The sequence below is a fragment of the Pararhodobacter sp. genome (assembly GCF_036802785.1).
Lineage (GTDB): Bacteria > Pseudomonadota > Alphaproteobacteria > Rhodobacterales > Rhodobacteraceae > Pararhodobacter.
In genome coordinates, this window is sequence record NZ_DAIRVN010000046.1 from 1 (window position 1) to 25,136 (window position 25,136).

Below are 25,136 nucleotides of genomic sequence, written 5' to 3' on the forward strand. Positions count from 1 at the left end.
ACGCTGGAGGGTGAATTGGCGAAGCCAAGAGGGGGGCAAAGCCCCCCTTCCCGCCCTCCGGCGGCGCAACCCCGGCGCATGGCAACCCGGCCCCGGTCCGGGGCCAGGCCGTTCACATCCGCGCTTATTCCGCCGCCTGTTGCGCCATGCGCGGCATGCGGATGCCCGCCTGCTCCAGCAACGGCAGAACGGTGTCGCGGAAATAGGGGAACTCCTCCGCGTAATCGACAAAGGACAGCGTTGTTCCGGCAAAGCCCGCCTTGTGCAGCGACAGAATGCCCTCGGCCACCTGCTCGGGCGTGCCGATCAGCGGAAATCCCCCATGGCCCGCTGCGAAACGGTCGCGGATCAGTTTCATCAGGTCATGCGGGAAGCTCTGGGCATGGGCGAACTGCAGGCGGATCAGGTTGTCGACCGCCTCCCAATCCGCATTGTCATCGGCGGTGTGCTTGAGATAGGTGCGCGCCTCGGCCTCGGTGGGGCGGCAGATGACATGGCTGAAGGTCAGCACATCAATCTTGCGGCCCTTGGCGCTGGCCTGCGCCTTCAGTTCCTTGATCTCGTCGACCGAGCGGGCAAGATCAATCGCCGGGGTAAACAGAAAATCGGCGTTGTCGGTGGCGAATTCGCGGCCCTGCGGCGAGCCTGCGGCATTGATGATCGGCACGGTGCCGCGCTGCGGGCGCGGGTCACCCTTGACCGCCTTGAGGGTGAAGTGCTTGCCGTTCCAGTCAAAATGCTCGGTCGAGGACCAGAGCTTGCGGATCACGTCGAACCATTCCTGCGCATATGCGTAGCGGGTTTCATGGTCATCGGGCAGCGTCAGGCCAAGCGCCTCATATTCCGGCTTGTTCCAGCCCGCGACGATGTTCAGCCCCGCCCGCCCCTTGCCGATCTGATCGATGGTGGCGATCTGCTTGGCCACCACGACCGGGTGGTTTGCCGAGGCATGGATGGTCGCAAAGACCGCGATATTCTGCGTCGACGCCAGCAGTGCCGCGGCCCAGGTCATGGTTTCCAGCACACCGCCGTGAAAATCGGTCTCGCCGCCATAACCGATCCAGCGGGCGATGGGCAGCATGAAGTCGATCCCCGCCTCATCGAGCATTTTCGCCAGACGCAGGTTGTTGTCCCAGGAATTGACCCAGCGCTCAGGCACCTTGGTGACCGACATGCCGGATGAGCAATTGGAGGAGAAAGTTCCAAGTTTGAAGGCGTTACCATTCAGCATGGGGTTGGTTGTCATCGGACGCTCCCTTTTATGTTGGATTTTAACATAGACTTTCTATCATATAATAATGTTGTTTTCAATTGCATTTTATCGCAACTATGATGCGCAGAAGGAGGCTGTCATGAAGCAAGAGAAAACCGCGCGCGACCTGCCCGGCAAACCCCGGCCAGAATTTGACCAGCGCTGGCATCTGGCGCAGAAAACCGGCGAGATCGAGTTTACCGAGACGGAATTTGCCCTGATGCGCACCTATGAGGGCTTTGCGCGCTGGCAGTCCGAATGTCTGGCCAGTGTCGTCGATCTGGCGGCATCAGGGGCGGAAAACGCGATTCTGCACATCATCCGCATGAACGAGCGGCCCAAGACGATCAAGGATCTGGCCCGGCTGACCAACCGCGACGATGTGCCGAATATCCAGTACAGCCTGCGCAAGCTGATCAACGCGGGGCTGGTGGTGCGCAAGGGTTCGGGCCGTTCGGGCGTGACCTATGAGGTGACCGAGGAAGGGCGGCGGGTGACGGATGATTACGGCGCGCTGCGCCAGCGGCTGCTGATAGATGCGATCGAATCCCTGCCCGATATCCGCCAGCGCCTGCGCGAAGCGACGCGGACGCTGAACCTGTTGTCGGGGATCTATGAAGAAGTGGCGCGGGTCGCGGCGACCCACCGGCGGGGCTGAGGGGGAGCGGGCAAGGGGGCTGCCGCCCCCTCTTGGCCTTGCGGCCAATTCACCCCCGCGCGTATTTCCGGCAAGATGAAGGGGCGCCGATTTCCGGTGGCGCCCCGTCGCGTTTTTCAGAGCGGTTGCAGGCGGTGGAAGCGCGATTGTTCGAACATCAGCGCCTCGCCGTCACCGTGGTGGATTTGGGTGATGCGGCCGATGAACACCTGATGGCTGCCCGCCTGCATGCTGTCCGTCACCTCGCAGGAGAAGGCGACGCGTGCATTGCCCAGCACCGGCAGGCCGCGCGCGTCCTCACGCCAGTCGCCCTCGGCGAACTTGTCTTCGCCCGTGATGCCGCCCGCCCCGGCGAAGCGCATGGCCAGATCATGCGAGGGGTCAGGCAGCAGGCTCACATTGAAGCGCCCGCTCTCGTTGATGCCTGCGCAGGTGCCGGTCTTGCGGTTGACGCAGATCAGCAGGCTGGGCGGCTCGGCGGTGACCGAGCAGACGGCGGTGGCGGTGATCCCGCGCCGCTCATCCGGGGTGCGGGTGGTGATGATGGTCACCGCCCCCGGAAAGCGACCCATGGCGGCGCGGAACTCAGCCCGGAACTCGGTGGGATCGACGGCCATGCCCATCTCCCTCAGGCCGCCTTCAGCTCGGTCAGATAGGCCTGCGCGGCGGCGGGGTCGGCGAACCACGGGAAGAAATCACGCGGATCATCGAAGGCATTGGCCAGCCGGTGCGCCAGCGGCGGGATGGCGCCTGCGTTGCCCATGATCTCAAGCACATGGGGCGGCGGCGGGGCGAGCATGGCGTTGGTCCAGCCCACCACCCATTGCGCGTAATCCCAATACGCATCGAACGTGCCCTGCATCCAGGCCGCATCAAAAGCCCGGTCGCCCTGATCGAGGATGCGCTGCAGGTAGACCCGTGCCGCCTTGGCCGCGTTGTTCGAGCCCTGCCCGGTGATCGGATCATTCAGGCAGACCGCATCCCCCAGCCCCAGCACCAGTGCGCCGGAGGGCAGCGTGGCGACCGGCTTGCGCACGGTCGGCGCGAAGCGGCCCGCGAGGATGCCGTTGTCATCGGTCAGCTGGATATCAGTGCAGCGCGCGGCCTCCCACGGCAGGAAGGTGTTCAGGATTTTCTTGGATTTCGCCAGATGCTGTTCCGGCGTCCTGATATCCCCCCAGCAATCCATCGGCCCGCCCGGCACCCCCTCGAACACCATCATGTGGCAAGGCCCGGTGGTGGTCAGCCCGGGGAAGACGAAATACTCCCCCACACCGGGGATGAGGTTGAAATTGACCGCCGAATGTTCCGGGCGCGGCGCCATGCCGGTCACATAGGTCAGCGCCAGCGCGCGCTGGGGTTTGTCATAGGGCGATTTATCCGTGTCACGCTCGAACATGCGACCGACCTCACCTTTCCCTGAGGCAACGATCACCAGATCATCTTCGCGCGCATACATTTCCATATCGTTAATGCCGGCCTCCTTGATGACCAGCCGCCCACCAAGGCGCTCGAATTCCGCCAGCCAGCCGGGAAATTTCACCCGCTGATCAACGGCATAGGCGTTGCGCTCCAGCCGCCCCACCCAGTCGATCGCCTTTTCGCCCGGCGCTTCGGGATGCGGCACGGTGAAGGCGATGCCCTCGACCGGCGGGCAGTATTCGGTCCAGAAATCAATGCCCAGATCGCGCTCGGCCTGAATGGAATCGCCGAACATGCACTGGCTCGACATGATCTTGCCCTGCGCGATGTCCTCAGCGGTGCGGTTCTGCACGACGCGCACCTGATAGCCCTTCTTGAGCAACCCCAAAGCCACCATAAGCCCCGACTGTCCGCCACCGATAATGGTGATCTTTCTCATCTTAATATACTCCCCTGAGTTATTGTTATTCCATGAGTTTCGGAATGGCCGGAACATTCTGCTCCGGCCCCATGGCGGTATAACCACCGTCCACGCGGATATCGGTGCCGGTGATGAAACTGGCCTCATCCGAGCACAGGAACAGCACCGCGCTGGCCACTTCGGCCGGGTCGCCCACGCGGCCCAGCAGGTGGAAAGGCGCGGCCACGCTGTCGGTTTTCGCGCGGTTGCCTTCGGTCAGCTGGTCCATGATGTTCGACCATGTCCACCCAGGGCTGACGGCGTTGACGCGGATACCCTCGGGCGCAAGATCCATCGCCTGATTGCGCGTCAGTTGCAGGATCGCAGCCTTGGAGACCGGGTAAAGCCAGCGCCCGGTCTGCGCCACGCGCCCCGAAATGGAGCCGAAATTGACAATCGCGCCCTTGTTGCGCGCCAGTTCCGCGCGCGCCTCCTGCATCAGGATGACTGAGCCGACGAGGTTCACATCCAGCGATTCCAGCCATTCGGCGCGGGTGGAAACGGCGCCGTTGTCGAGATAGGAGCACGCGACATTGACCAGAAAATCAATCCGCCCGAATGTCTTTTTGGTGGCCTTGACCAGCGCCGCAATATCCGCATCCTTGCGCAGATCGCAGGCGGTGAAGGCCACGCCCTCGCCCGCCATCGCCGCGCCTGCCTCCGCGTTGATATCCGCCACCATGACCTTGACGCCCGCCGCGCGGAACGCCTCGACAATAGCCTGCCCGATCTTGGTGGCGCCGCCCGGAACGATGGCAACCTTGCCGTCCAGTCCTCGCATTGTTTTCTCCCCTTGGGCTCTTTTCTTGCCGCCCAGTCTGCCTGCAGGCGGGGCGGTGGCTATCCGATTGGCATCATGACTATCCGAAAAACGAAAAAATCTGCGCTTGGCACGGAAATCTGCGCGCACGCAGACATCCTTATGCTAGAATAGCGCATCATCCGGCGTGCTTGCCGGTGAGGCTGATGAGGCTGGAATGGAAACGCCAGAGGCCCCGCGCGACCGGCAGGCGCCGCTTGCCGCCTATGCGCTGTTTCAGACCCGGGAGCTGGACGAGGCGCGCGAGCGTGTCGCCGCGATCTTCTGCCCGCACCGGCTGGACCGTATCGGAAAGGGCCAGTTCAACGCGCGCCACCATCATCTGGCGGGCGACCGGATCTCGCTCAATTTCATCGACTACGGTGCGAAAACGCTGATCAGCCCCGGTTACCTGCGCGATTTCTACCTGTTCCAGATGCCGCTTTCGGGCGCCGCCGCCATCCATAACGGCGCCGACAGCTATTGCTCGGACCCGGGGCGCGCGGCCGTGCTGAACCCGCATCTGCCCACCACCATGATCTGGGGCGAAGGCTGCGCGCAGGTGCTGCTGCGCATCGACCGGGCGGCGTTCAACGCCCATCTGGCGCGGATGCTGGGCGGACGGGCGGACCGGCTTCTGGCCTTCACTGGCGCGTTTGATCTGACGGGGCCGCGCGGGGCGGCGATCCGGGCGCTGGTGCTGCATCTGGTGGCCGAAGCCGATGCCGGGCGCGCCGCCCTTGGCCAAGGCAGCCTGATGGGCCGCCAGATTGAAGCCGCGCTGATGACCGGCCTGCTTGAGGCCCACCAGCATAATTTCTCGGATGCGTTGCGGCGCAGCCGCAACACCGATCTGGCCCCCCGGCTGGTGCGGCAGGCTGAGGAATACATGCTTGCCCGGATCGACCATCCGCTGGCGCTGGATGATGTGGCCGGGGCCGTGGGCGTCAGTGCGCGCGCGCTGCAATACGCCTTCCGCCAGTTCCGCAACACCACCCCGATGGCCTTCCTGCGCCAGCAACGGCTGGAGCGCGCGCACCGCGACCTGCAGGAGGCGCGGCCGGGCGACACGGTGACCGAGATTGCAACGCGCTGGGGTTTCACCCATTTCGGCCGATTTTCCGAAACCTACCGCGCGCGTTTCGGCTGCACCCCCCGCCAGACCCTCCGCGACGCCGCGCTGGAGCCCTTCTCGGGCTGAACCTGCCCCGGCAGACCTTGCCCTCACCCGCCCTGCTCCCTAGATCTGCCTCTTCAGGAGGCCGTCCATGCACCAATTCTCACTGCTCGATCTGTCACCCATCCCCGAAGGCGGCACCCCCGCCGAGGCGCTCGCCAATACCGCCGATCTTGCCCGCCATGCCGAAAGCCTGGGCTTTCACCGTTTCTGGCTGGCTGAGCATCACAACATGCCCGGCATCGCCAGCGCGGCCACAGCGGTGGTGATCGGCCATGTCGCGGCGGCCACGAAAACCATCCGGGTGGGCGCGGGCGGCATCATGCTGCCCAACCACGCGCCCCTGATGGTGGCGGAACAGTTCGGCACGCTGGCCACGCTGTTTCCGGACCGGATTGATCTGGGCCTTGGCCGCGCCCCGGGCACCGATGGCGTGACCGCACGCGCGCTCCGCCGCCATATGGCCCCCGAAGACAGCTTTCCGCAGGATGTGCTCGAACTCATCGACTATCTGGGCGATGCGCCTGACAACGCCCCGGTGCGCGCCATACCCGGCACCGGCACCCATGTGCCCGTCTGGATCCTCGGCTCCAGCCTTTATGGTGCGCAACTCGCCGCATGGGCGGGGCTGCCCTACGCCTTCGCCTCGCATTTCGCCCCCGGCCTGCTGGATCAGGCGCTGGCCACCTATCGCGCGCAGTTCAAACCCTCGAAACACCTGGCCAAGCCCTATGCGATGATCGCTGCCGGGGTTTTCGCCGCCGATACCGATGAAGAGGCGCGCTTCCTGCGCTCATCGCAGCTTCTGGCCTTTGCCCGCCTGCGCACCGGCCGCCCCGGCCCCCTGCCGCGCCCGCGCGCTGACCTGTCAGATGAAATCCCGCGCCCCGTCATGGCGCAGGTCGAGGCCGCGCTGTCGGTCTCGGCCACCGGCGCCCCGGCCACGGTCGAGCGCGAATTGCGCGCGCTCCTCGCCCGCTACCAGCCCGACGAGCTGATGATCACCGCCGCCATCCACGACCCGGCAGCGCGCAAACGGTCCTTCACATTGGCCGCCGATGTACTGAAAACCCTTGTGACCCCCGCCAAAGCCGCCTGACGGGTTTTCATCTTGCCAAAAATACGCTGGGGGTGAATGGCCGCAGGCCAGAGGGGGCAACGCCCCCTTCCCCACCCCCGGCTATTCCGACGGCCCGATACCGTGCTTGCGCACAAAATGCGTGAACAGCGGAATTTCCATCAGGGCGATGGTGACCAAGGCGAAAACCAGCCAGTTCACCTCGGCTACCAACAGCGAAAACGCCACCCCACGGCCCCAGAACAGCGCGCCCGAGGTTCCCAGCGCCAGCACCGACACCGCCAGATCGCTCAGCGCCAGCGCTTTCATCGTCTTGTGCGGCAGCCCGGGCAGGATGAACGCATAGGCCACCCCAAGGCACACCGCGTTGATCAGGAGGATCTGCAGCTCGGGTGCCATCACAGCCCGTAGATCGCGCTGAATTTCTCGTCCAGATAGTCCAGCAGCGGCCCCTCATGAGGCGCAAAACCGCAGGCCTGCTCGATGGTCTGCGCCGGTTCCATCAGCGCGCCGTGCACCTGCACCTTTTCGCGCAACCACGTGGTTGCACCGGCCAGATCACCCGCCGCCAGTTCCTCGTCCAGCGCCAGACGGTCACGCCGCAGCGCCTGCATCAGGCAGCCGGCATAGACATTGCCCAAAGTGTAGGTGGGGAAATAGCCGAACAGCCCCACCGACCAATGCACATCCTGCAACACCCCCAGCGCGGGCCGCTCCACCGCCACGCCGAAATCGGCCTTGAAGCGGTCATTCCACGCGCCCTCCAGATCGCGGGGCAGCAGGTCACCGGCAATCAGCGCGCGTTCCAGATCAAAACGCAGCATGATATGGAGGTTATACTGCACCTCATCGGCCTCGGTGCGGATGAAACCGGGCGAGACGCGGTTCACGGTCGCATGAAAATGCGCGGCGTCGCCCAGCCCCAGATCGCCGAACTCGCTGCGCATCTTCTCAAACAGCCAGCCGGTGAAGGCGGCGCTGCGGCCCAGCTGGTTCTCATAGATCCGGCTCTGGCTTTCATGCACCCCCATCGACGCGCCCTGCCCCAGCGGCGTCAGCGCGAATGCTGCGTTCACGGCCTGCTCATAGGCGGCATGGCCCACTTCATGCAGCGTGGAATAGAGGCAGTTGAACGGGTCGGTTTCCACCACCCGCGTGGTGATGCGCACATCCGCGCCCGAGCCTGACGAGAACGGATGCACCGCCAGATCCATCCGCCCGCGCGTGAAATCATAGCCATAGGTTTCAGCCAGAAGCCGGGCCAGCCGCAACTGGCCCTCACGGTGAAATTCACCCTTCAGGGGCGCAGGCTGATCGGGTGCGGCCAGCACCGCCTCACGCAAAGCCACCAGCCGGGGCCGCATCCGCCCGAACATGGCGCCGATCCCGGCCGCCGTGGCGCCGGGCTCATAATCATCAAGCAGCGCATCATAAAGGTCTCCCCCCGCCGCCAGCGCTGCCGCCTCTTCGCGCTTGAGCGCCAGAACCCGCTCCAGCCAGGGCAGGAACAGCGCCACATCGTCGCGCGCGCGGGCCTCGGCCCAATGGCCCTGCGCCGCCGATGTCACCCGCGCAATCTCCTCCGCCAGCCGCGCGGGCACCTTGGTATTGCGCTGATAATCACGCCGGCTCCGGCGCAGGATCGCGCGCGCGGGCGCGTCATCCGCTTGCGCCGTCTCAAGCCACCCGCCAAGGCGCGGATCGGTGCGCCGTGCATGCAGCACGCCTTCCAGCGCGCCCATTTCTTCGGCCCGCTGCTCGGCGGCCCCGCGGGGCATCATGGTTTCCTGATCCCAGCCCAGCCGGCCCATGACCTGCGCCAGCGCCTGCGTCTGGCGCTCATAGGCCAGCAGTTCTTCATAGGCGCTCACTTGCGGCCCTTTCCGATGGTTGCCCCGTACGGGTATCGCGCCAGAAACCGGGCGCGGATGATGATCACGAACAGCACCACCGCCAGCAACTGATGCGCAATCGCCAGCGGCCAGGGCGCGCCGTGCAGCACGGTGACGATGCCCAGCACGATCTGCGCCGCCATCGCCCCCAGCATCAGATTGAACCCCGCCCGCGTGGCGCGGTAGGAGCTGCGCCGCCCGCGCGCCCAGATCACCACGGCGAAGATCGCCAGCAGATAGCCCGATGTGCGGTGGATGAACTGCACCAGCCCGTCATTCTCAAAGAAATTGCGCCACAGCGGCTGCAGCTCGAACGCGGCGGGCGGAAAGACCTGCCCCGCCATCAGCGGCCAGTCGGTATAGCCCCGCCCGGCGTCGATCCCGGCCACCAGCGCGCCAAGGATGATCTGCAGAAAGGCGAAATGCATCAGCCCGGTGGACATGGAAAAGAGCTTCGCCTCGCGCCCCCGCCTTGCCTGTATCAGCGCGGCCTCGGACCGGGCCAGCAAAAGCGCATACCACGCGATCAGGCCCAGAATGACAAAGGCCAGCCCCAGATGCACCGCCAGCCGGTACGAGGCCACCGCCACCATCCCCTCATTCAGGCCCGAAGCCACCATCCACCAGCCGATCGCGCCCTGCGCGCCCCCCAGCGCACCAAGGCCCAGAAGCCGCCCGGTCCAGCCCGGCGGGATCTGGCCGCGCAGCCAGAACCACAGGAACCCAAGACCCCAGACCAGCCCGATGAACCGGCCAAGCTGGCGATGGCCCCATTCCCACCAATAGATGAACTGGAACTCGCCCAGCGTCATGCCCCGGTTGACAAGCTGGTACTGGTCGATCTGGCGATAGGCGTCGAATTCGCGCGCCCAGTCCTCGGCGTTCAGGGGCGGGATCGCGCCGGTTACCGGCCGCCAGTCGGTGATCGACAGGCCCGAGCCCGTCAGCCGCGTCAGTCCGCCCACCGCGATCATCGCCACGACCAGCGCGAAGAGGACATAAAGCCACGCCCGGATCGCCCGGCGCGCACCCGAAGGGCGCTCGATGGACACGCGCGCCGGGGTGGCACGCGCGCTCGCCTCGGTGACTTCTTCAAAGATCGGACGTCGGGCCATGAACCACTCCTTGTTCTCGCGGCAAGCTAGAACCCCGCAGCCGCAGCTTCAAGGGCGCATCACCGGCCCCGTACAAGACGTCGCAGAATGCCATGCAGCGTCTGCACCTCGGCGCGGGTCAGACCCCAGCGGGTGAGCATGTTGCGCAGGTTCAGCTTCATCATTGGGGCTTTCTGCTCCGGAAAGAAAAAGCCCGAGGCTTCCAGCTTTTCCTCCAGATGGTCGCCCAGCTTCTCCACCTCAAGCCCACTGGCGAAATCGGTGCCGGTCAGATTTTCGACCCGCGCCAGGGTCTCGGTGGTCTGGCGCATCCATTCATAGGCCAGAAGCAACACGCCCTGCGCAAGGTTGAGCGAATAGAAGGCCGGGTTGACCGGAATGGTAATGATGGCATTGGCCCGCGCCACATCCTCATTCTCCAGCCCGGCGCGCTCCGGCCCGAACAACACTGCCACCCGCTTGCCCGCCCCGATCAGGGCGCGCGCCTCGGCCATCGCCGCCTCAGGCGTGTAAACGGGCTTGACCAGGCCGCGCACCCGCGCCGTGGTGGCAAAAACATAGTCGCAGTCAGCCAGCGCCCCGGGCAGGTCCGAAAACAACCCCGCATGCTCCAGCACAGGCCCCGCGCCCGAGGCCATGGCAACCGCCGCAGGGTTCGGCCAGCCATCGCGCGGGGCGACAAGGCGCATATGCTCCAACCCGAAGTTAAGCATCGCCCGCGCAGCCGCGCCGATATTCTCACCCATCTGCGGGCGCACCAGCACGATGACCGGCGCCGATCCCAATCCGCTTGCCAATGCCCGCATCCCTCCCCCTTCGCCCGTCAGTTTCGTTGCCGCCCGCAATGCCCAGCCACGGGGCAAAGATCAATCCCCCGCGCCGGTGGGACAACGCAAAAAGAAAGGGGGCTTTGCCCCCTCTTGGCCTGCGGCCAATTCACCCCCAGGATATTTTTGAACAGATGAAAGGGCGTCCGGAAAGGCCCCATTCATCTGTTCAAAAATATCCCGGGGGAGTCGCCCGAAGGGCGGCGGGGGCAGCGCCCCCCTGCCGCCGTGCCGCAGGCGCGGCGGCCCGGCCCAACGCGAGGAGAGTGCGGGCGCAGCCCGCGCTGGACGAGGGGCGGGAGCCGCCCCCGGTCACCGCCCGACCTGCAGGCGCGTCAACCCGTGGAAGTGGTAGGTGTCTGCGTAGCAGGGCGTATCGGTCAGGTGCAGATCCGGGCGGCGGGCGAAGAGGATGGGCAGTGCAACCGCCATTTCCAGCCGTGCCAGTGGTGCGCCGAGACAGAAGTGCAGCCCCGCCCCGAAGGCAAGGTGGGGTTTGACCGGGCGCGCCGGGTTGAAGCGGTGGGGGGCATGCCAGACCTGCGGGTCGCGGCCGGCTGCGGCGAGCAGGAGCGCCACCTGATCCCCCGGCCGGAAGACATGGCCCATCACCTCGACCGGTTCATAGGCGTAGCGGGTGAACAGGTGCAGCGGCGGATCGAAGCGCAGGATTTCCTCGATGGTGCCGTCGATCTTCCCTTGCGTCAGCCAGTCCTTCGGCCCGCCCGCTTCCAGCAGGGCTTTCACCCCGTTGGCGAGCGCGTGAACCGTCGCCTCATGCCCGGCGTTCAGAAGCAGGATGCAGGTGGCGATCAGCTCTTCGGTGCTGAGCGTGGCACCGTCGGATCCGGCTTCGATCAGCCGGGTGATCAGATCGTCAGCCGGAAGCGCGCGGCGTTTTTCGACATAGCCGCGCAGGAAGGCCGCGAAATCGCTGGCCGCCCGCGCCGCCGCCTTTTCGGTCGCGCGGGTACGACCGGCCTGATACATTCCCACCATCGCATGCGACCAGTTCAGAAGCTGGTCTTTCATCGCCTCCGGCACCCCCAGCAGGCGGCAGATCACCACCACCGGAATGGTTTGCGCGAAATGTTCCAGCAGATCGAAGGGCCCGGCGGGGAAACGGTCGATCAGATCATGCGTGAGGGCCGCGATTTCGGGTTCCAGCGCGGCGATCCGTCGCGAGGTGAAAGCGCGCAGGACGCGTTTGCGCAGCGCTGTGTGCCGGGGCGGCTCCAGTTCCAGCATCGAGTGCTGTTCCACCGCGTAGAAGGGTTCGAGATGCGCGGGCACCGGCTTTTTACGGTCGGCGGGAATTTCACGCCCGAAGCGGCGGTCGCGCAGGATCATGCTGACGGCGGCATGGCTGAAGGCGCAGGGCATGCCGATCTCATCCCAATGCGCGACCGGCGCCTGTGCGCGGGCGCGGTCATAGAACGGATAGGGGTTTTGCACGAAAGCGGGGTCGGTGGGGGACTGGCTGATATGCTGCATGGTTTTCTGGGAAAAAGGGAGGGGGGCGTTGCCCCCCTCTTGGCCTGCAGCCAATTCACCCCCCAGCGTATTTGTGGCAAGATGAACGGGCCATGGGGCTGGTGATCAGGTCCGGGCGAGGGCGGCGAGGATGCGGGCCCAGGAGCGGATGCCCTTGTGATAGCTCTCAAGGTCATATTTTTCGTTGGGCGAATGGATCTGGTCATCGTCGCGGCCAAAGCCGATGAGAAGCGAGTCCATCCCCAGGATCGACTGGAAATACCCCGCGATCGGAATGGAACCGCCGCAGCCGATGAAGGCCGCCGGGCGGGGCCATTCGTCGCTCAGCGCCTGGCGCGCGGCCTCGAAGGCCGGGTTGTCGAGCGGCATGACCGAGGCCGGGGCGCCGCTCGCATCAAGGATCTCGGCCTTGCAATCGGCAGGCAGGCGCGCGTCGACATGGGCGCGGAACGCATCGAGCACCTTTTGCGGATCCTGCGTTCCCACAAGGCGGAAGCTGACCTTGGCCATGGCGCGCGACGGCAGAACGGTCTTGAACCCGGCGCCGGTATAGCCCGAGGTCATGCCATTGATCTCGCAGGTCGGGCGCGACCAGACCATTTCCAGCGCCGTGCGGCCCTTTTCACCCGCAGGCAGGCTGAGGCCGACCGCGCCGAGGAAGGTTTCAGCGTCAAAGCCCAGCTCATCCCATTGCGCGCGCTGCGCATTCGAGAGTTCCGGCACCCCGTCATAGAACCCGTCCAGCGTGATGCGCCCCGCGTCATCGTGCAGATCGGCGAGGATGCGCGCCAGCACGCGCGCCGGGTTCATCGCAGCGCCCCCGAACATGCCTGAATGCAGATCCTTGTCCGGCCCGGTGATGACCAGTTCCAGTTTCGCCAGCCCGCGCAGCATGGTGGTGATGGCCGGTGTCTGCGGGTCGAACATGCCGGTGTCGCAGATCAGCGCCAGATCGGCCTTCAGCGCCGCAGCCTGCGCCTGCATATAGGGCACCAGCGAGGGCGAGCCCGACTCCTCCTCACCTTCAAAGAACATCGACACGCGGGTGGGCAGCGATCCGTGCACCGCGATCCAGGCGCGGCAGGCCTCGATGAAGGTCATCAGCTGGCCCTTGTCATCCGAGGCGCCCCGGCCACGGATCACGCGGCCCTGCGGCCCGTCCTCTACCGCCGGGTCGAACGGGTCACGGTGCCACAGTTCCAGCGGGTCCACCGGCTGGACATCGTAATGGCCGTAGAACAGCACATGCGGGCCGTTCTGTTCCGGGCCATGCGCCACGACCATCGGGTGCCCCGGCGTGGCATCCTTGCGCGCCGCAAGCCCCAGCGCAGACAGCTCGGAGGTCAGCCAGTCGGCGGCGCGGTCGCATTCAGCCTTATAGGCCGGATCGGTGGAGATGGAGGGCATGCGCAGGAAGGCCAGAAGCCGCTCAAGCGATTCGTCGATATGGCTGTCGATATGATCAAGAACCCTGGGAAGAGCGGTTTGCGCGGACATGAAGCCTCCTGGAAAACGGGCGGAACGGGGTTGCGGGTGAGCCTAGTCGCGGCCTCCGGGCAAGTCCAGAGCCCCGGGGCAAGGGCACGCGCCGCTTTATGCCCTCGGTCCCGCCAAAGCGGTTCACAGCGCCGCCGCCGCTTGATAAAGAACGCTCAGACCTGAGCAGGAGCATCTTTGCCCGATGAAGAACCCTGTGTTTGCGGCGCTGGCCGCCCCCCTTCTTGTCACCGCGCTGAGCGCCCTTCCCGCGCTGGCAAACCCGGTACCCGGCAGCGAGGCCCGCAGCCAGCTGTTCCACCCTGAACGCGTGGAGGTGGTGCGCCACAATACGCAGGGGCTGAGCGATCAGGAGGTGCAGATCCTGGCCTCGGTCGCGCAGGGGCAGAAATATTATGCCGCCGTCGCCTTTGCCCCCGGCGACGGGTTGATGTCGGCGGCGACGGTGATGGCGGCCAATCACCATACGGTGGATGCCGCGCGCTCTGCCGCACTGGCGGAATGCGAGGAGCGCCGCCTTGCCGCAGGCAGTTGCGTGATCGTGCTGGAGGTGCGCCCCGCAGGCTGGCAGGCACGCGCGCTGCAGCTCAGCGCCGATGCAACGGCCGCTTTTGATGCCGGTTACCCCACGCGGCCCGGCCCGGCGGCACTGGCCATTTCGCCCGCAACCGGCCTTTGGGGGCTGGGTCAGGGAGAGCGCGCCGCTGCCGATGCGTTGGCCGCCTGCAGTGACGGAAATGGCAGCGAAAGCACCGCCGGGGACTGCGCAGTGGTCATAACGGATTGAGCTTGCTATATCCTGTCGTGTAGGGGGTGCGCAGGGTGCGACATAGTTTGGAATTGATCCAAGTCATGTTTACCGCGAAAAGGCCCGGGTAAACACGATTCCAAGATGGAAGAAACCGCTGCGCCGGACCAAATGCGACACGTCGCGCGCCCTGCCACGACCGACCCAGCGATACGCGAGGGAGACGACCTTGAACTTTGATGCCGCACTCGACACCGCCCTGCAACGTCTTCACGATGAAGGGCGCTACCGGACATTCATCGATATCGAGCGGCGCAAGGGGCATTTCCCGCATGCTGTCTGGCGCCGTCCCGATGGCACCGAGAAAGAGATTACGGTCTGGTGCGGCAATGATTATCTGGGCATGGGCCAGAACCCCGCCGTTCTGGCCGCGATGCATGAGGCGCTTGAAGCCACCGGCGCGGGCTCAGGCGGGACGCGCAACATTTCCGGCACCACGGTTTATCACAAGCGCCTTGAGGCCGAGATTGCCGACCTGCACCAGAAGGAAGCGTCGCTGGTCTTCACCTCGGCCTATATCGCCAATGACGCGACGCTTTCGACGCTGCCAAAGCTGTTTCCCGGCCTGATCATCTATTCCGACGCGCTCAACCATGCGTCGATGATCGAGGGTGTGCGCCGCAACGGCGGTGCCAAGCGCATTTTCCGCCACAACGATGTCGCGCATCTGCGCGAACTGATGGCCGCCGATGACCCCGCCGCCCCCAAGCTGATCGCGTTTGAATCGATCTATTCGATGGATGGCGATTTCGCCCCGATCGAGGCAATCTGCGATCTGGCCGATGAATTCGGCGCGCTGACCTATCTGGATGAGGTTCACGCGGTGGGCATGTATGGCCCGCGCGGTGGCGGCGTGGCGGAGCGTGACGGGCTGATGCACCGGCTTGATATCATCAACGGCACCATGGCCAAGGCCTTCGGGGTGATGGGCGGCTATATCGCCGCAAGCGCCCGGATGGTTGACGCGATCCGCTCCTATGCGCCGGGATTCATCTTCACCACCTCGCTGCCGCCTGCGGTTGCTGCAGGGTGTGCGGCCTCGATCCGGCATCTGAAAAGCGATCAGGGCCTGCGCGACAAGCAGCAACTGCATGCGCGCATTCTCAAGATGCGGCTGAAAGCGCTGGGTCTGCCGATCATCGACCATGGCAGCCATATCGTGCCGGTCCATGTCGGCGATCCGGTCCATTGCAAGCTGATCTCTGATATGCTGCTGGAACGCTACGGTGTTTACGTCCAGCCGATCAACTTTCCCACCGTCCCGCGGGGCACCGAAAGGCTGCGTTTCACGCCCTCGCCGGTGCATGATCCCGAGCAGATCGACCGGGTGGTCAAGGCGATGGACGCGCTCTGGTCGCACTGTGCGCTGAATCGTGCCGAATTGAGTGCCTGAGACTACACGAATGCTTCAAATTATTGTTGTCTTCTGCTAAGAAACCAACAAGAGGTAGACGCAGCGCGACTCAATTTTCCACCACAGGTGGTATTGCCTCGTGAAAAGCGCACCCGATAGGCAGGCGGTAACAGGGACAGTGTGGATGATCTGGCGGAAGGAACAACCTCCGGCGCAGCAAGAGAACAAACAACGTGGCTTCGACGATTATGAGCTGCGTCTGGGCGATCTTCTGCGCGGCGAGCGGGCGACGCTGGGCAAATCCTTGCTGGATGTCCAGCGCGAGCTTCACATCCGTGCCGCCTTTATTGCCGCCATCGAAAACGGCGATCTGGAAGCGTTTGAAACCCCCAGCTTCATAGCCGGTTTCGTGCGCTCCTATGCCCGCTATCTCGGCATGGACCCGGAATGGGTCTATACCCGCTTCTGTCTGGAACATGATTTCGCCGTGGCCCATGGCATGGCGTCCGGCACGCCCGCATCCCGCCCGCAGCGCGAAAACCGTGCGCCTGAGCCGCGTGGCACCGCGCTGAAGGGCTTCGGCATCCTCCCTGATCCTGAGCCCTTCTGGCGCCGCATCGAGCCCGGCGCGCTGGGTTCGGTCACGGTTCTGGCCGCGCTTATTCTGGGTCTTGGCTTTGCCGGGTGGAAAGTGCTGCAGGAAGTGCAGCGCGTTCAGGTCGCACCCGCCGATATCATTCCCAACGTGGTCAGCGATTTCAACCCGCTGGCGGGTGGCCCCGCCTCCTCCATCGCCGCGCTGGACGCTGATCCGATGGCGACGCCGGTTTCGGGCGCCGAAGGCCGGGTGCGCATCTCACGGCCGCAGGCGCTGGATGTGCCGGTCATGGTGCCGCGCGATGGCCCGATTGCCGCGATCAACACCCGTGATGGCCGCAGCCCTGACCATATCGCCACCGATTCCGCCGTGTCCGAAGCGCTGGCGGGCGCACTGAGCGCCGCGAACGGTGCCACGGATAATGGCGCGCCACGTGTGCATGACAGCGGCCCGCCGGTTGTCGAAATTCTGGCCGTGCGCGCCGCATGGATGCGGGTGCGTGGCACCGATGGCAGCGTGGTATTCGAGCGCATCCTCGATGCGGGCGAGCGCTACACCCTGCCCCAGACAGAAGTGCCGCCCACACTGCATGCGGGTAACTCCGGCTCGGTCTATTTCCTTGTCAATGGCGAGGCCTATGGCCCCGCCGCGCCCGGTGCCAATGTCGTCCGCGACATCGCGCTTTCCGCCGATGCGCTGCGCGAGCGGTTTGCGCTGGCCGACCTGACGCGCGATGAGGATCTGGCGGTGCATGTCGCCCGCCTGCGCGACCAGTAAGGCCCGGCCCCAGCCGCGTTCCCGGCCCGCGCCTTGCCGCGGGCCTTTTCACTGGCCGCGAAGAAAGCCGCCCATCCGCCCGCCCCCGCATTGCCTTGGCCCGGCCTTGGGCCTATGTCTGGGGCGCAGGCCAAACAGTACGGGACAGCCCATGTCGCATAATCCGATCCGCCCCTGGCGCAACATCGAACGGCGCAAATCGCGCCAGATCATGGTTGGTTCGGTGCCGGTCGGGGGGGATGCACCGATCACTGTGCAGACCATGACCAACACCGACAGCTCGGATGTGCGCGCGACGCTCAAACAGGTGCAGGCCGCTGCCGATGCCGGCGCCGATATCGTACGCATCTCCACCCCGGACGAAAGCTCAACCCGCGCCCTGCGCGAGATCGTCCGCGAAAGCCCGGTGCCGATCGTGGCGGATATCCATTTCCACTACAAACGCGCCATCGAGGCTGCCGAGGCGGGCGCGGCCTGCCTGCGCATCAATCCGGGCAATATCGGCTCGGCTGACCGGGTGCGCGAGGTCATCAAGGCGGCCAAGGACCACGGCTGCTCCATCCGCATCGGCGTCAACGCCGGCTCGCTGGAGCGCCACCTGTTGGAAAAGTACGGCGAGCCCTGCCCCGATGCCATGGTCGAAAGCGGCATGGACCATATCAAGCTCTTGCAGGATAATGACTTTCACGAGTTCAAGATCAGCTGCAAGGCCTCCGACGTGTTCCTTGCCGCCACCGCCTATCAGATGCTGGCCGAGGCCACCGATGCCCCCATCCATCTGGGCATCACCGAGGCCGGGGGGCTGATGTCCGGCACCGTGAAATCGGCCGTCGGGCTGGGCAACCTTTTGTGGATGGGCATCGGCGATACGATCCGCGTATCGCTCTCCGCCGATCCGGTGCAGGAGGTCAAGATCGGCTTTGAGATCCTGAAATCGCTGGGCCTGCGCACGCGCGGCGTTCAGATCATCTCCTGCCCCAGTTGTGCCCGGCAGGGCTTTGATGTGATCAAGACGGTCGAAGCACTGGAACAGCGCCTTGAGCACATCAAGACACCCATGAGCCTGTCGATCATCGGCTGCGTGGTCAACGGCCCCGGCGAGGCGCTGATGACCGATATCGGCTTCACCGGCGGCGGTGCGGGTTCAGGCATGGTCTATATGGCGGGCAAGCAAAGCCACAAACTGTCGAATGCGGCGATGATCGACCATATCGTGGAACTGGTGGAAAAGCGCGTCGCCGTGATCGAGGCCGAACAGGCGTCAGAGGCTGTGGCTCCGGGTGCTGCTCCGGCAGTTGCGCGGGGCTGAACGGACAAAAAAAACCGCCGCGAGAGAACGCTCTCGCGGCGCAGAGGCAACCGGGCGCCGGAAGAAGCACCCGGAAACGGGAGATGAAGATAAGGCGAACGGATCAACCTTGGCCTTCATGAGCCATATCACCCGCAACCGCCGCGCCCCGCCTTGATTTGGATCAAAGCTGCATCATCGTCCTTCCCCTGTTATCCGCCCCTTAACGCTTGCAGGCGAAGATGGCCCCAGAATCGGACGGGACCATCCATGCCACAAGACCAGTTGATGCCAGCCCTCCAGCTGGGTGAGCTTTACACCGCCCCTGCCCCCTCGCTGCCCACAGGCGGCGGCCTGCTGCCGGGCGGGTTCGGGCTTGATGCGCCCGCAGGCCATGCCACCAGCCCCAATGGCCGCGCCATCCGGCATTTGAACGGTCGCCAGAAGGCGACGATTCTGGTGCAGTTGCTGCTCTCCGAAGGCAACGACCTGAAACTCGCCAAACTGCCGGAATCGATGCAGAACGCGCTCAGCGAAGAAATGTGCACCATGCGGCTGGTCGACCGTGACACGCTTTTCGCGGTGGTCAGCGAATTTGTGGAAACGCTGGAACAGGTGGGGCTCAGCTTTTCGGGCGGCGTGGGCGGCGCGCTCAAGGCGCTTGACGGCAAGCTCAGCCCCGCCGCCGCCACCCGCCTGCGCCAGATGGCCCGCGCCCGCGGCGTCGCCGACCCTTGGGAACGTATCACAAGCGCCGACAGCGACACGCTTGTCGGTCTGCTGGAGCCTGAAAGCCCTGAGGTGGCGGCGGTGGTGCTTTCCAAGCTCTCGGTCAAGCAGGCCGCTGAACTGCTGGGTAAAATGCCGGGTGAGCGCGCGCGCCGCGTGGCCTATGCGGTGTCGCAGACCGAAGGGATCACGCCGCGGCTGGTGGCGCGGATCGGCAATGCGCTGGCCACCCAGCTCGATGACCGCCCGCCCGCCGCGTTTGAAGCGCCGCCCGCCAAACGCGTCGGCGCCATCCTGACCAACACACCCACCCGGGTCCGCGAAGACCTGCTTTCGGGGCTGGATCAGGAGGATGCGGGCTTCGCCGAAGGGGTGCGCAAAGCCATCTTTACCTTCGCCAATATTCACCAACGGCTGAACCCGCGCGATATCGGCAAGGTGCTGCGCGATGTCGCGCAGGCTGATCTGATCACCGCCTTCGCCTATGCCGCCCTGCAACCGGGCAGCGACGAGGCGAAAGCGGTCGAGTTCCTGCTGGCGAACATGTCGCAGCGCATGGCCGGCACCCTGCGCGATGAGGTCGAGATCCGCGGCAAGGTGCGCGCCAAGGACGGCGAGGCAGCGATGAGCACCGTGGTGGCCAGCATCCGCAATCTGATCGACCTGGGGGAAATCGAACTGCGCAGCGATGAGGAGGAATAGGGCGGTCGGTCCGGCGGCGCGCGCGCTGCACCTCCGCGCGGCCCTGTCCAACCCTCTCCGGCACCGTCGCAACACCCGAGCCCGCCCCTGCCTCACGCCTGCGCGGGGCAACCGAAGCGCAACTGAACAACCGCTGTCTGACCGATCACCGTCTGAGCGACAACCAACTGGCCAATCACCGTCTCAGCAACAACCGTTTTCGCGCGGCCGCCACCCTTTATCTCCCTGCGACAGTGCCTTCAGCGGTCGAAGAAAATCCCACAGCCCCCGTGATCAGGGGACTTCGGGAAAAGGCGTCGGAGGGCGCAGAAAGAACGCCGCTCTGGCTCACTGCAGATCACCACCCGGCGCAGCCTCTTCCGGCGTCGTGAAAAACCGCCACGCCAAAACTCCGGAAAAGAAACCTGCCGCACGATCTCAGGCGCGCCGCGTGCCGCTTCATCTTGCCGGAAATACGCTGGGGGGTGAATTGGCCAAAGGCCAAGAGGGGGGGCAACGCCCCCCTTCGCCGCCCGCTCAGCCTTCAGGCCGGATGATCATCCCCGGCCGGATCCGCGCCAGAATCATCATCGGCCTCCCCGTCTCCGGCCGCATCGCTCCCCTCAGCCCCATCGCCGAGAAGCGCCTCAAAGCGGCGGCGTTGTCGGGCGGTCCAGTGGACGGTCAGTTCCGATCCGGCCTCGCCCGGGTCCTCGGACTGCACCAGCCCCTCGGCAAAAAGCCAGGCGCGCGCGCGGCCCTGATCATAGGCCAGCTCCAGCACCGCGCCCTGCCGCTCATCGTCCAGCGCGGTGGTGATGGCCGAAAAAACCGCTTCCAGCCCCGCCCCGGTCAGCGCCGAAGCCGCAAAAACCCCGTCGCGGCGTGCGGCAACCGTCATCAGCGCGTCATCGGGCGTCAGCAGATCGGCCTTGTTCCAGACCTCGATCTTCGGCACCGTCTCGGCCACGCCAAGTTCGGTGAGAATGGTTTCTACATCCTGTGCCTGCGCCTCGGTTTCCGGATGGGCGATATCGCGGACATGGACGATCAGATCCGCCTCAAGCACCTCTTCCAGCGTCGCCCGGAAAGCGGCGACAAGCTGCGTCGGCAGGTCCGAGATGAAGCCCACCGTGTCGGACAGGATCACCTCCAGCCCGCCTGGAAGTTCCACGGCGCGCATCGTCGGGTCAAGCGTGGCGAAAAGCATGTCCTTGGCCAACACCGTGGCCCCGGTCATCCTGTTGAAAAGCGTGGATTTTCCTGCGTTAGTGTAACCCACCAGCGCAACCACCGGAAAGGGAACCTTGCGTCGCGCCGCGCGGTGCAGTTCGCGGGTGCGCGCCACCTTCTCCAACTGCCGTTTCAGGCGGACCATCTGCGTGTCAATCGCCCGGCGATCGGCCTCGATCTGCGTCTCGCCGGGGCCACCGACAAAGCCCAACCCGCCGCGCTGGCGCTCAAGGTGGGTCCAGGCGCGCACCAGCCGGGTGCGCTGATAGCTGAGCGCGGCCAGTTCCACCTGCAACACGCCCTCGCGGGTGCGGGCGCGGTCGGCAAAGATTTCAAGGATCAGCCCGGTACGGTCCAGCAGCTTGACCGACCATTCGCGTTCCAGGTTGCGCTGCTGAACCGGCGTCACCGGCCCATCGACCAGCACCAGTTCGATCTCCTCGGCCTCGATCCGGGCCTTGAGTTCCTCAACCTTGCCGGAGCCGAACAGATGGCCAGGATGCGCGCGCGGCAGCCGCACCACCAGCCCGTCGATCACCTCGATCCCTGGCAGGGCGCGCGCCAGTGCCATGCCCTCGGCCAGCGCCCCTTCGGGTGCGCGTGCGTTATCAGCCCCGCGGATATCCGGATGCAGCACAAGCGCCCGGGTGGGCCGTTTTCCGCCCGCACCGCTCAGTTCGTCAATTCTGATGGTCACATCACCTCGCCCGGGCGAAGATCAGTCTTCGCCATTATACAGATTGATCGGCTGGCCCGGCATGATCGTGGAAATCGCATGCTTGTAAACCAGCTGGCTCTGCCCCTCCCGGCGCAGCAGAACGCAGAAATTGTCAAACCATGTGATCACGCCCAGCAGCTTGACCCCATTGATCAGAAATATCGTAACGGGAACCTTGTTCTTGCGGACGTGATTAAGAAAGGCATCCTGCAAGTTTTGCTTTTCTACGGCCATGTTATTTTTACCTTTATTGCGGCCTGCGCCGAAATCCCGTGGCACAGCCCCTCCCTGCGGAAGCAGTATGAAGCGCGACCATGCCAATTTCCAGTCTAATTCAGCGCTTTAGACTGGATTTCGACGCTCGGCAAGGCCGGAATGCGGGTGCGGCGGGGTCAATCGCGGGCGAACTGGGCCATGAGCAGGGCCAGAAGCGCCAGAATTTCCAGCCGCCCCAGAATCATCCCCACCGCCAGCACCCCCTTGGCCGGGTCGCTCAGCAGGGACCAGTGCAGCGGCAGATCACCTGCCACCTGCACCAGCGGGCCTGTGGTGGTGATGGCCGCGAAGGTGAAGATGAGGCCGGTTTCAAAGCCCATGCCCAGCAGCATCAGCACCGCCACCAGCACCGCCACGGACAGCGCAAAGACCATGGCGAACAGCCAGGCGGCGCGGGCGCCGTCGGTGACCAGAAAGCGCTCACGCTCGCCGCCACCGTCAATCATCGACGGATAGATCATATGCTCCATCTCCAGCCGGCCCATCCGCGCCAGTGCATAGACGCGCAAAAGCTTCACCCCGCCCGCCGTCGTCGCAATTCCGCCGCCGACAATTGCCAGCCCCATCAGCACAAGGCCCGGCGGCGCCAGCCCGGACCACAGGCGCATCGCAATCCAGTCCTGACTGACAAAGCCCGTGGTGGTCAGAAACGACAGCCCGGTGAAGGCCGCGCCCCAGGCCGCCCGGCCAAGGGCGGGCAGGTTCTCACCCTCGGCCACCTCGAACGCGCCCATCCAGTGCCGTGACGCGACAATGGCGGTCACAACGCCCACGATGATCGCGCCGACCATCATTTCAGGCCCTATCGTGGGGCGGCGGAGCATGTGGGAACGGCTGGCCGGATTGGGCAGCAGGCCCCGACTGAGACCAAGAATGAGGAACAGAAAGATTGAAAGCTCGGCCAGAAAACCCACCCCGCCCAGCGTCTCGCGCGGCAGGATGCCCGAGGTCGAGAGCGTGGACATCGCATGGATCAGCGCGCGGTAACCCGGCACGCCCAGCAGCACCTGCAGCAACCACAGCGCCAGTGTCAGCCCCGCATACCACGGCAGAATGACCCTGCCATGCGCGATCAGCCGCGGGCCGTGGCCCTGCGCGGGATCGGCATGCACCAGCCCGACTTCGGCGCGCGGGCGGATCAGCTCAAACCCGCCCAGCCCCAGCGGCGCCAGCAGCGCGGTAGCCGAGACCAGCACGAAAAGCCCGCCGAACCAGCCCGCCATTGCCCGCCACAGATGCACCGCCTCTGGCACCCGGCGCGGTGTGTCGATCAGCGTGGCGCCAGTGGTGGTGAAGCTCGAAATCATCTCGAACCAGGCATCCGTGAAGCGGATACCCAGCACCTCTACCAACGGTACGGCCATGATGGCGGGCAGCACCAGATAGATCGCCGCCAGCATCGGAAACAGGCCGCGCATGGGGTTGGCGCGCAACGGGCGGCTGGTGGCGATGGCCAGAAGCCCCGACAGCAGGATGAACACCAGCGCGGAATACAGGAACGCGCGGCCCACCGGCGCGTCACGCTGCGCGAAAGCCTGAACCGAGGGCACCAGCATCAGCAGCGCTGTGGCCGCGACCATGACCACCAGCACCGGAACCTGCGCTCGCCGGGTGGCCATCAGAAATACTCCACCGCCACCTGCAGCAGGCGCTCCACCTCGGGCACATCCTTTTTCAGCGCGAAGATCACCAGCAGATCGCCGGTTTCCAGCAGTGTCGTGCTGACCGGCTTGACCAGCTTGCCGCCCTTGAGCACCGCGCCGACCAGCGCACCCTCGGGAAAATCGACATTGCCGATCGTCTTGCCGGCCATGGGTGAGGTGGACAGCACCTGCGCCTCGATCACCTCGGCCTCGCCATCGCCGATCGTATAGATCGAGCGCACGCGCCCGTGGCGGACATGGCGCAGGATTGACGACACGGTCGTGGCGCGCGGGTTGATATGGGCGTCGATGCCCAGATGGTCCATCAGCGGCGCAAGGCTGGGGTCGTTGATCAGCGCGATGGCGATCTTGCAGCCCATCGCCTTGGCCCGGACCGAGACCAGCAGATTGACCTTGTCGTCATCGGTCACGGCCAGCACGGCATCGGCCTTGTCGATCCCGGCCTCGGCCAGAATTTCGCTGTCCATCCCGTCGCCATGCAGCACGATGGTGCGTTCCAGCGCGTCGGCGGCGATTTCGGCGCGGGCGCGGTCACGCTCGATCACCTTGACGCGCACCCGTTCGCGCTGGCTTTCCAGCGCCTTCGCCACCGTCAGCCCAACATTGCCCGCGCCGATCACCACCACCCGTTCCTGCCGGGCGAGCGGTTTGCCAAAAATCTCCAGCGTGCGCGGCAGATCGCTGCTCTCAGAGACCACATAAATCTGATCGCCCGCGAAAAGCTGGTCTTCGGGTTCGGGCGCGAACAGCCGCGCGCCGCGTCGCACACCCACGACAATCGCGCGCAGGGTTGAAAACAGCTCGGTCAACTGGCGCAAGGCGGTGTTGAGAACCGGGCAGTCCTCATCCAGCGAGATCCCGGCCAGACGCACACGGCCATCGAGAAAATCCTGCACATCAAAGGTGGTGGGTGCCGCGATCCGGCGCAGGGCGGCCTGGCTGACCTCATGCTCAGGGTTGATGACCACGTCGATGGGCATGTGATCACGCTGGAAGATGTTGGAATACTGCGCCTCAAGATAGGTCTGGGCGCGCAGCCGGGCGATCTTGCGGGTGACGTTGAACACCGAATGCGCCACCTGACAGGTGACCATGTTCACCTCGTCCGAATGGGTGGCGGCGATGATCATGTCGGCATCCTTGGCGCCTGCCGCCTCCAGCACATCGGGGTGCGAGGCAAAGCCGATGACGCCCTGCACCTCCAGCGTGTCGGTGGCGCGGCGCACCAGCACGGGGTTGTTGTCCACCACCGAGACATCGTTGGCTTCGCCTGCAAGCTGGCGGGCAATCTGCCAGCCCACCTGCCCCGCGCCGCAGATGATGATTTTCATCGCCCTGT

At 65.2% G+C, this 25,136-nt stretch carries 22 protein-coding genes; 8 read left to right on the forward strand and 14 right to left on the reverse strand.

Translation table 11 applies throughout. The features are described 5' to 3' along the window. Positions 1-124 precede the first annotated feature (124 nt). Positions 125-1,246, reverse strand: a complete 1,122-nt coding sequence (locus tag V7Q53_RS15035; RefSeq protein WP_333829449.1) for an LLM class flavin-dependent oxidoreductase — start codon at positions 1,244-1,246, stop codon at positions 125-127. Between the two features lie 106 nt (positions 1,247-1,352). On the opposite strand from V7Q53_RS15035, the gene V7Q53_RS15040 reads away from it, so the two are divergent. Next, entirely contained in the window at positions 1,353-1,910 is a 558-nt protein-coding gene (locus tag V7Q53_RS15040; RefSeq protein ID WP_333829450.1) for a winged helix DNA-binding protein, read from the forward strand. 116 nt (positions 1,911-2,026) lie between these two features. Here V7Q53_RS15040 and V7Q53_RS15045 read toward each other — a convergent pair whose 3' ends face one another. From V7Q53_RS15045 to V7Q53_RS15055, 3 genes are read right to left on the reverse strand one after another with little or no spacing between them, the layout of a single operon-like run. Beyond that, on the reverse strand, positions 2,027-2,527 hold the full coding sequence (locus V7Q53_RS15045; RefSeq protein ID WP_333829451.1) for a flavin reductase family protein: 501 nt from the start codon (positions 2,525-2,527) through the stop codon (positions 2,027-2,029). A gap of 11 nt (positions 2,528-2,538) precedes the next feature. Continuing rightward, on the reverse strand, positions 2,539-3,771 hold the full coding sequence (locus V7Q53_RS15050; protein ID WP_333829452.1) for a styrene monooxygenase/indole monooxygenase family protein: 1,233 nt from the start codon (positions 3,769-3,771) through the stop codon (positions 2,539-2,541). Positions 3,772-3,796: 25 nt separating this feature from the next. Further along, positions 3,797-4,573: an SDR family oxidoreductase gene (locus V7Q53_RS15055; protein WP_333829453.1), complete on the reverse strand. Its 777-nt coding sequence runs from the start codon at positions 4,571-4,573 to the stop codon at positions 3,797-3,799. A 196-nt stretch (positions 4,574-4,769) separates the two neighbouring features. On the opposite strand from V7Q53_RS15055, the gene V7Q53_RS15060 reads away from it, so the two are divergent. Together V7Q53_RS15060 and V7Q53_RS15065 are read left to right on the forward strand one after the other, a co-directional pair. Beyond that, the gene (locus V7Q53_RS15060; protein WP_333829454.1) at positions 4,770-5,792 is read left to right on the forward strand and encodes an AraC family transcriptional regulator; all 1,023 of its coding nucleotides are present in this window, start codon (positions 4,770-4,772) and stop codon (positions 5,790-5,792) included. Between the two features lie 67 nt (positions 5,793-5,859). Next, positions 5,860-6,867, forward strand: a complete 1,008-nt coding sequence (locus tag V7Q53_RS15065) for an LLM class flavin-dependent oxidoreductase (RefSeq protein ID WP_333829455.1) — start codon at positions 5,860-5,862, stop codon at positions 6,865-6,867. A gap of 81 nt (positions 6,868-6,948) precedes the next feature. On the opposite strand, the gene V7Q53_RS15070 is transcribed toward V7Q53_RS15065, so the two are convergent. The 6 genes from V7Q53_RS15070 to V7Q53_RS15095 form a co-directional block, all read right to left on the reverse strand. Continuing rightward, complete coding sequence (locus tag V7Q53_RS15070; RefSeq protein ID WP_333829456.1) at positions 6,949-7,245, reverse strand: hypothetical protein; 297 nt, start codon at positions 7,243-7,245, stop codon at positions 6,949-6,951. Beyond that, the gene (locus V7Q53_RS15075; protein ID WP_333829457.1) at positions 7,245-8,717 is read right to left on the reverse strand and encodes a carboxypeptidase M32; all 1,473 of its coding nucleotides are present in this window, start codon (positions 8,715-8,717) and stop codon (positions 7,245-7,247) included. The genes V7Q53_RS15070 and V7Q53_RS15075 overlap by 1 nt, the downstream gene beginning before the upstream one ends. Further along, complete coding sequence (gene ctaA, locus V7Q53_RS15080; protein ID WP_333829458.1) at positions 8,714-9,853, reverse strand: heme A synthase; 1,140 nt, start codon at positions 9,851-9,853, stop codon at positions 8,714-8,716. The genes V7Q53_RS15075 and ctaA overlap by 4 nt, the downstream gene beginning before the upstream one ends. 59 nt (positions 9,854-9,912) lie before the next feature. Continuing rightward, positions 9,913-10,659: an RNA methyltransferase gene (locus V7Q53_RS15085; protein ID WP_442954438.1), complete on the reverse strand. Its 747-nt coding sequence runs from the start codon at positions 10,657-10,659 to the stop codon at positions 9,913-9,915. 333 nt (positions 10,660-10,992) lie between these two features. Further along, entirely contained in the window at positions 10,993-12,174 is a 1,182-nt protein-coding gene (locus V7Q53_RS15090; RefSeq protein ID WP_333829460.1) for a cytochrome P450, read from the reverse strand. Positions 12,175-12,279: 105 nt separating this feature from the next. After that, a complete protein-coding gene (locus V7Q53_RS15095; RefSeq protein WP_333829461.1) occupies positions 12,280-13,671 on the reverse strand; it encodes a M20/M25/M40 family metallo-hydrolase in 1,392 nt (463 codons plus the stop codon). 184 nt (positions 13,672-13,855) lie between these two features. Here V7Q53_RS15095 and V7Q53_RS15100 point away from each other — a divergent pair, with 184 nt between their 5' ends. The 5 genes from V7Q53_RS15100 to V7Q53_RS15120 all read left to right on the forward strand — a co-directional run bounded on the left by V7Q53_RS15100 (position 13,856) and on the right by V7Q53_RS15120 (position 19,927). Further along, the gene (locus tag V7Q53_RS15100; RefSeq protein ID WP_333829462.1) at positions 13,856-14,458 is read left to right on the forward strand and encodes a 5-aminolevulic acid synthase; all 603 of its coding nucleotides are present in this window, start codon (positions 13,856-13,858) and stop codon (positions 14,456-14,458) included. Positions 14,459-14,648: 190 nt separating this feature from the next. Beyond that, the gene (hemA, locus tag V7Q53_RS15105) at positions 14,649-15,872 is read left to right on the forward strand and encodes a 5-aminolevulinate synthase (RefSeq protein WP_333829463.1); all 1,224 of its coding nucleotides are present in this window, start codon (positions 14,649-14,651) and stop codon (positions 15,870-15,872) included. A gap of 145 nt (positions 15,873-16,017) precedes the next feature. Next, entirely contained in the window at positions 16,018-17,208 is a 1,191-nt protein-coding gene (locus V7Q53_RS15110; RefSeq protein WP_333829464.1) for a helix-turn-helix domain-containing protein, read from the forward strand. Positions 17,209-17,359: 151 nt separating this feature from the next. Beyond that, positions 17,360-18,517, forward strand: a complete 1,158-nt coding sequence (gene ispG, locus V7Q53_RS15115; RefSeq protein ID WP_333829465.1) for a flavodoxin-dependent (E)-4-hydroxy-3-methylbut-2-enyl-diphosphate synthase — start codon at positions 17,360-17,362, stop codon at positions 18,515-18,517. Between the two features lie 267 nt (positions 18,518-18,784). After that, entirely contained in the window at positions 18,785-19,927 is a 1,143-nt protein-coding gene (locus V7Q53_RS15120; RefSeq protein WP_333829466.1) for a flagellar motor switch protein FliG, read from the forward strand. Positions 19,928-20,450: 523 nt separating this feature from the next. Here V7Q53_RS15120 and hflX read toward each other — a convergent pair. The 4 genes from hflX to trkA form a co-directional block, all read right to left on the reverse strand. Then, the gene (gene hflX / locus V7Q53_RS15125; protein ID WP_333829468.1) at positions 20,451-21,836 is read right to left on the reverse strand and encodes a GTPase HflX; all 1,386 of its coding nucleotides are present in this window, start codon (positions 21,834-21,836) and stop codon (positions 20,451-20,453) included. A 21-nt stretch (positions 21,837-21,857) separates the two neighbouring features. Beyond that, positions 21,858-22,091: an RNA chaperone Hfq gene (hfq, locus tag V7Q53_RS15130; protein ID WP_333829484.1), complete on the reverse strand. Its 234-nt coding sequence runs from the start codon at positions 22,089-22,091 to the stop codon at positions 21,858-21,860. Between the two features lie 158 nt (positions 22,092-22,249). Next, on the reverse strand, positions 22,250-23,752 hold the full coding sequence (locus V7Q53_RS15135) for a potassium transporter TrkG (protein WP_333829469.1): 1,503 nt from the start codon (positions 23,750-23,752) through the stop codon (positions 22,250-22,252). Then, positions 23,752-25,128 (reverse strand): Trk system potassium transporter TrkA, encoded by a 1,377-nt coding sequence (gene trkA, locus V7Q53_RS15140; RefSeq protein ID WP_333829470.1) that lies wholly within the window; start codon positions 25,126-25,128, stop codon positions 23,752-23,754. The genes V7Q53_RS15135 and trkA overlap by 1 nt, the downstream gene beginning before the upstream one ends. Between the last annotated feature and the right edge of the window lie 8 nt (positions 25,129-25,136).

What these genes read in the sequence shown, in the direction of transcription:
- V7Q53_RS15060 (WP_333829454.1), top strand. Translation starts at nt 4,770, where the DNA reads ATGGAAACGCCAGAGGCCCCGCGCGACCGGCAGGCGCCGCTTGCCGCC.
- V7Q53_RS15135 (WP_333829469.1), bottom strand. Translation starts at nt 23,752, where the DNA reads ATGGCCACCCGGCGAGCGCAGGTTCCGGTGCTGGTGGTCATGGTCGCG.
- V7Q53_RS15040 (WP_333829450.1), top strand. Translation starts at nt 1,353, where the DNA reads ATGAAGCAAGAGAAAACCGCGCGCGACCTGCCCGGCAAACCCCGGCCA.
- V7Q53_RS15090 (WP_333829460.1), bottom strand. Translation starts at nt 12,174, where the DNA reads ATGCAGCATATCAGCCAGTCCCCCACCGACCCCGCTTTCGTGCAAAAC.
- ispG (WP_333829465.1), top strand. Translation starts at nt 17,360, where the DNA reads ATGTCGCATAATCCGATCCGCCCCTGGCGCAACATCGAACGGCGCAAA.
- V7Q53_RS15035 (WP_333829449.1), bottom strand. Translation starts at nt 1,246, where the DNA reads ATGACAACCAACCCCATGCTGAATGGTAACGCCTTCAAACTTGGAACT.
- V7Q53_RS15120 (WP_333829466.1), top strand. Translation starts at nt 18,785, where the DNA reads ATGCCAGCCCTCCAGCTGGGTGAGCTTTACACCGCCCCTGCCCCCTCG.
- V7Q53_RS15045 (WP_333829451.1), bottom strand. Translation starts at nt 2,527, where the DNA reads ATGGCCGTCGATCCCACCGAGTTCCGGGCTGAGTTCCGCGCCGCCATG.
- V7Q53_RS15110 (WP_333829464.1), top strand. Translation starts at nt 16,018, where the DNA reads ATGATCTGGCGGAAGGAACAACCTCCGGCGCAGCAAGAGAACAAACAA.
- V7Q53_RS15070 (WP_333829456.1), bottom strand. Translation starts at nt 7,245, where the DNA reads ATGGCACCCGAGCTGCAGATCCTCCTGATCAACGCGGTGTGCCTTGGG.
- V7Q53_RS15065 (WP_333829455.1), top strand. Translation starts at nt 5,860, where the DNA reads ATGCACCAATTCTCACTGCTCGATCTGTCACCCATCCCCGAAGGCGGC.
- trkA (WP_333829470.1), bottom strand. Translation starts at nt 25,128, where the DNA reads ATGAAAATCATCATCTGCGGCGCGGGGCAGGTGGGCTGGCAGATTGCC.
- V7Q53_RS15085 (WP_442954438.1), bottom strand. Translation starts at nt 10,659, where the DNA reads ATGCGGGCATTGGCAAGCGGATTGGGATCGGCGCCGGTCATCGTGCTG.
- V7Q53_RS15100 (WP_333829462.1), top strand. Translation starts at nt 13,856, where the DNA reads ATGAAGAACCCTGTGTTTGCGGCGCTGGCCGCCCCCCTTCTTGTCACC.
- V7Q53_RS15095 (WP_333829461.1), bottom strand. Translation starts at nt 13,671, where the DNA reads ATGTCCGCGCAAACCGCTCTTCCCAGGGTTCTTGATCATATCGACAGC.
- V7Q53_RS15050 (WP_333829452.1), bottom strand. Translation starts at nt 3,771, where the DNA reads ATGAGAAAGATCACCATTATCGGTGGCGGACAGTCGGGGCTTATGGTG.
- V7Q53_RS15055 (WP_333829453.1), bottom strand. Translation starts at nt 4,573, where the DNA reads ATGCGAGGACTGGACGGCAAGGTTGCCATCGTTCCGGGCGGCGCCACC.
- ctaA (WP_333829458.1), bottom strand. Translation starts at nt 9,853, where the DNA reads ATGGCCCGACGTCCGATCTTTGAAGAAGTCACCGAGGCGAGCGCGCGT.
- hfq (WP_333829484.1), bottom strand. Translation starts at nt 22,091, where the DNA reads ATGGCCGTAGAAAAGCAAAACTTGCAGGATGCCTTTCTTAATCACGTC.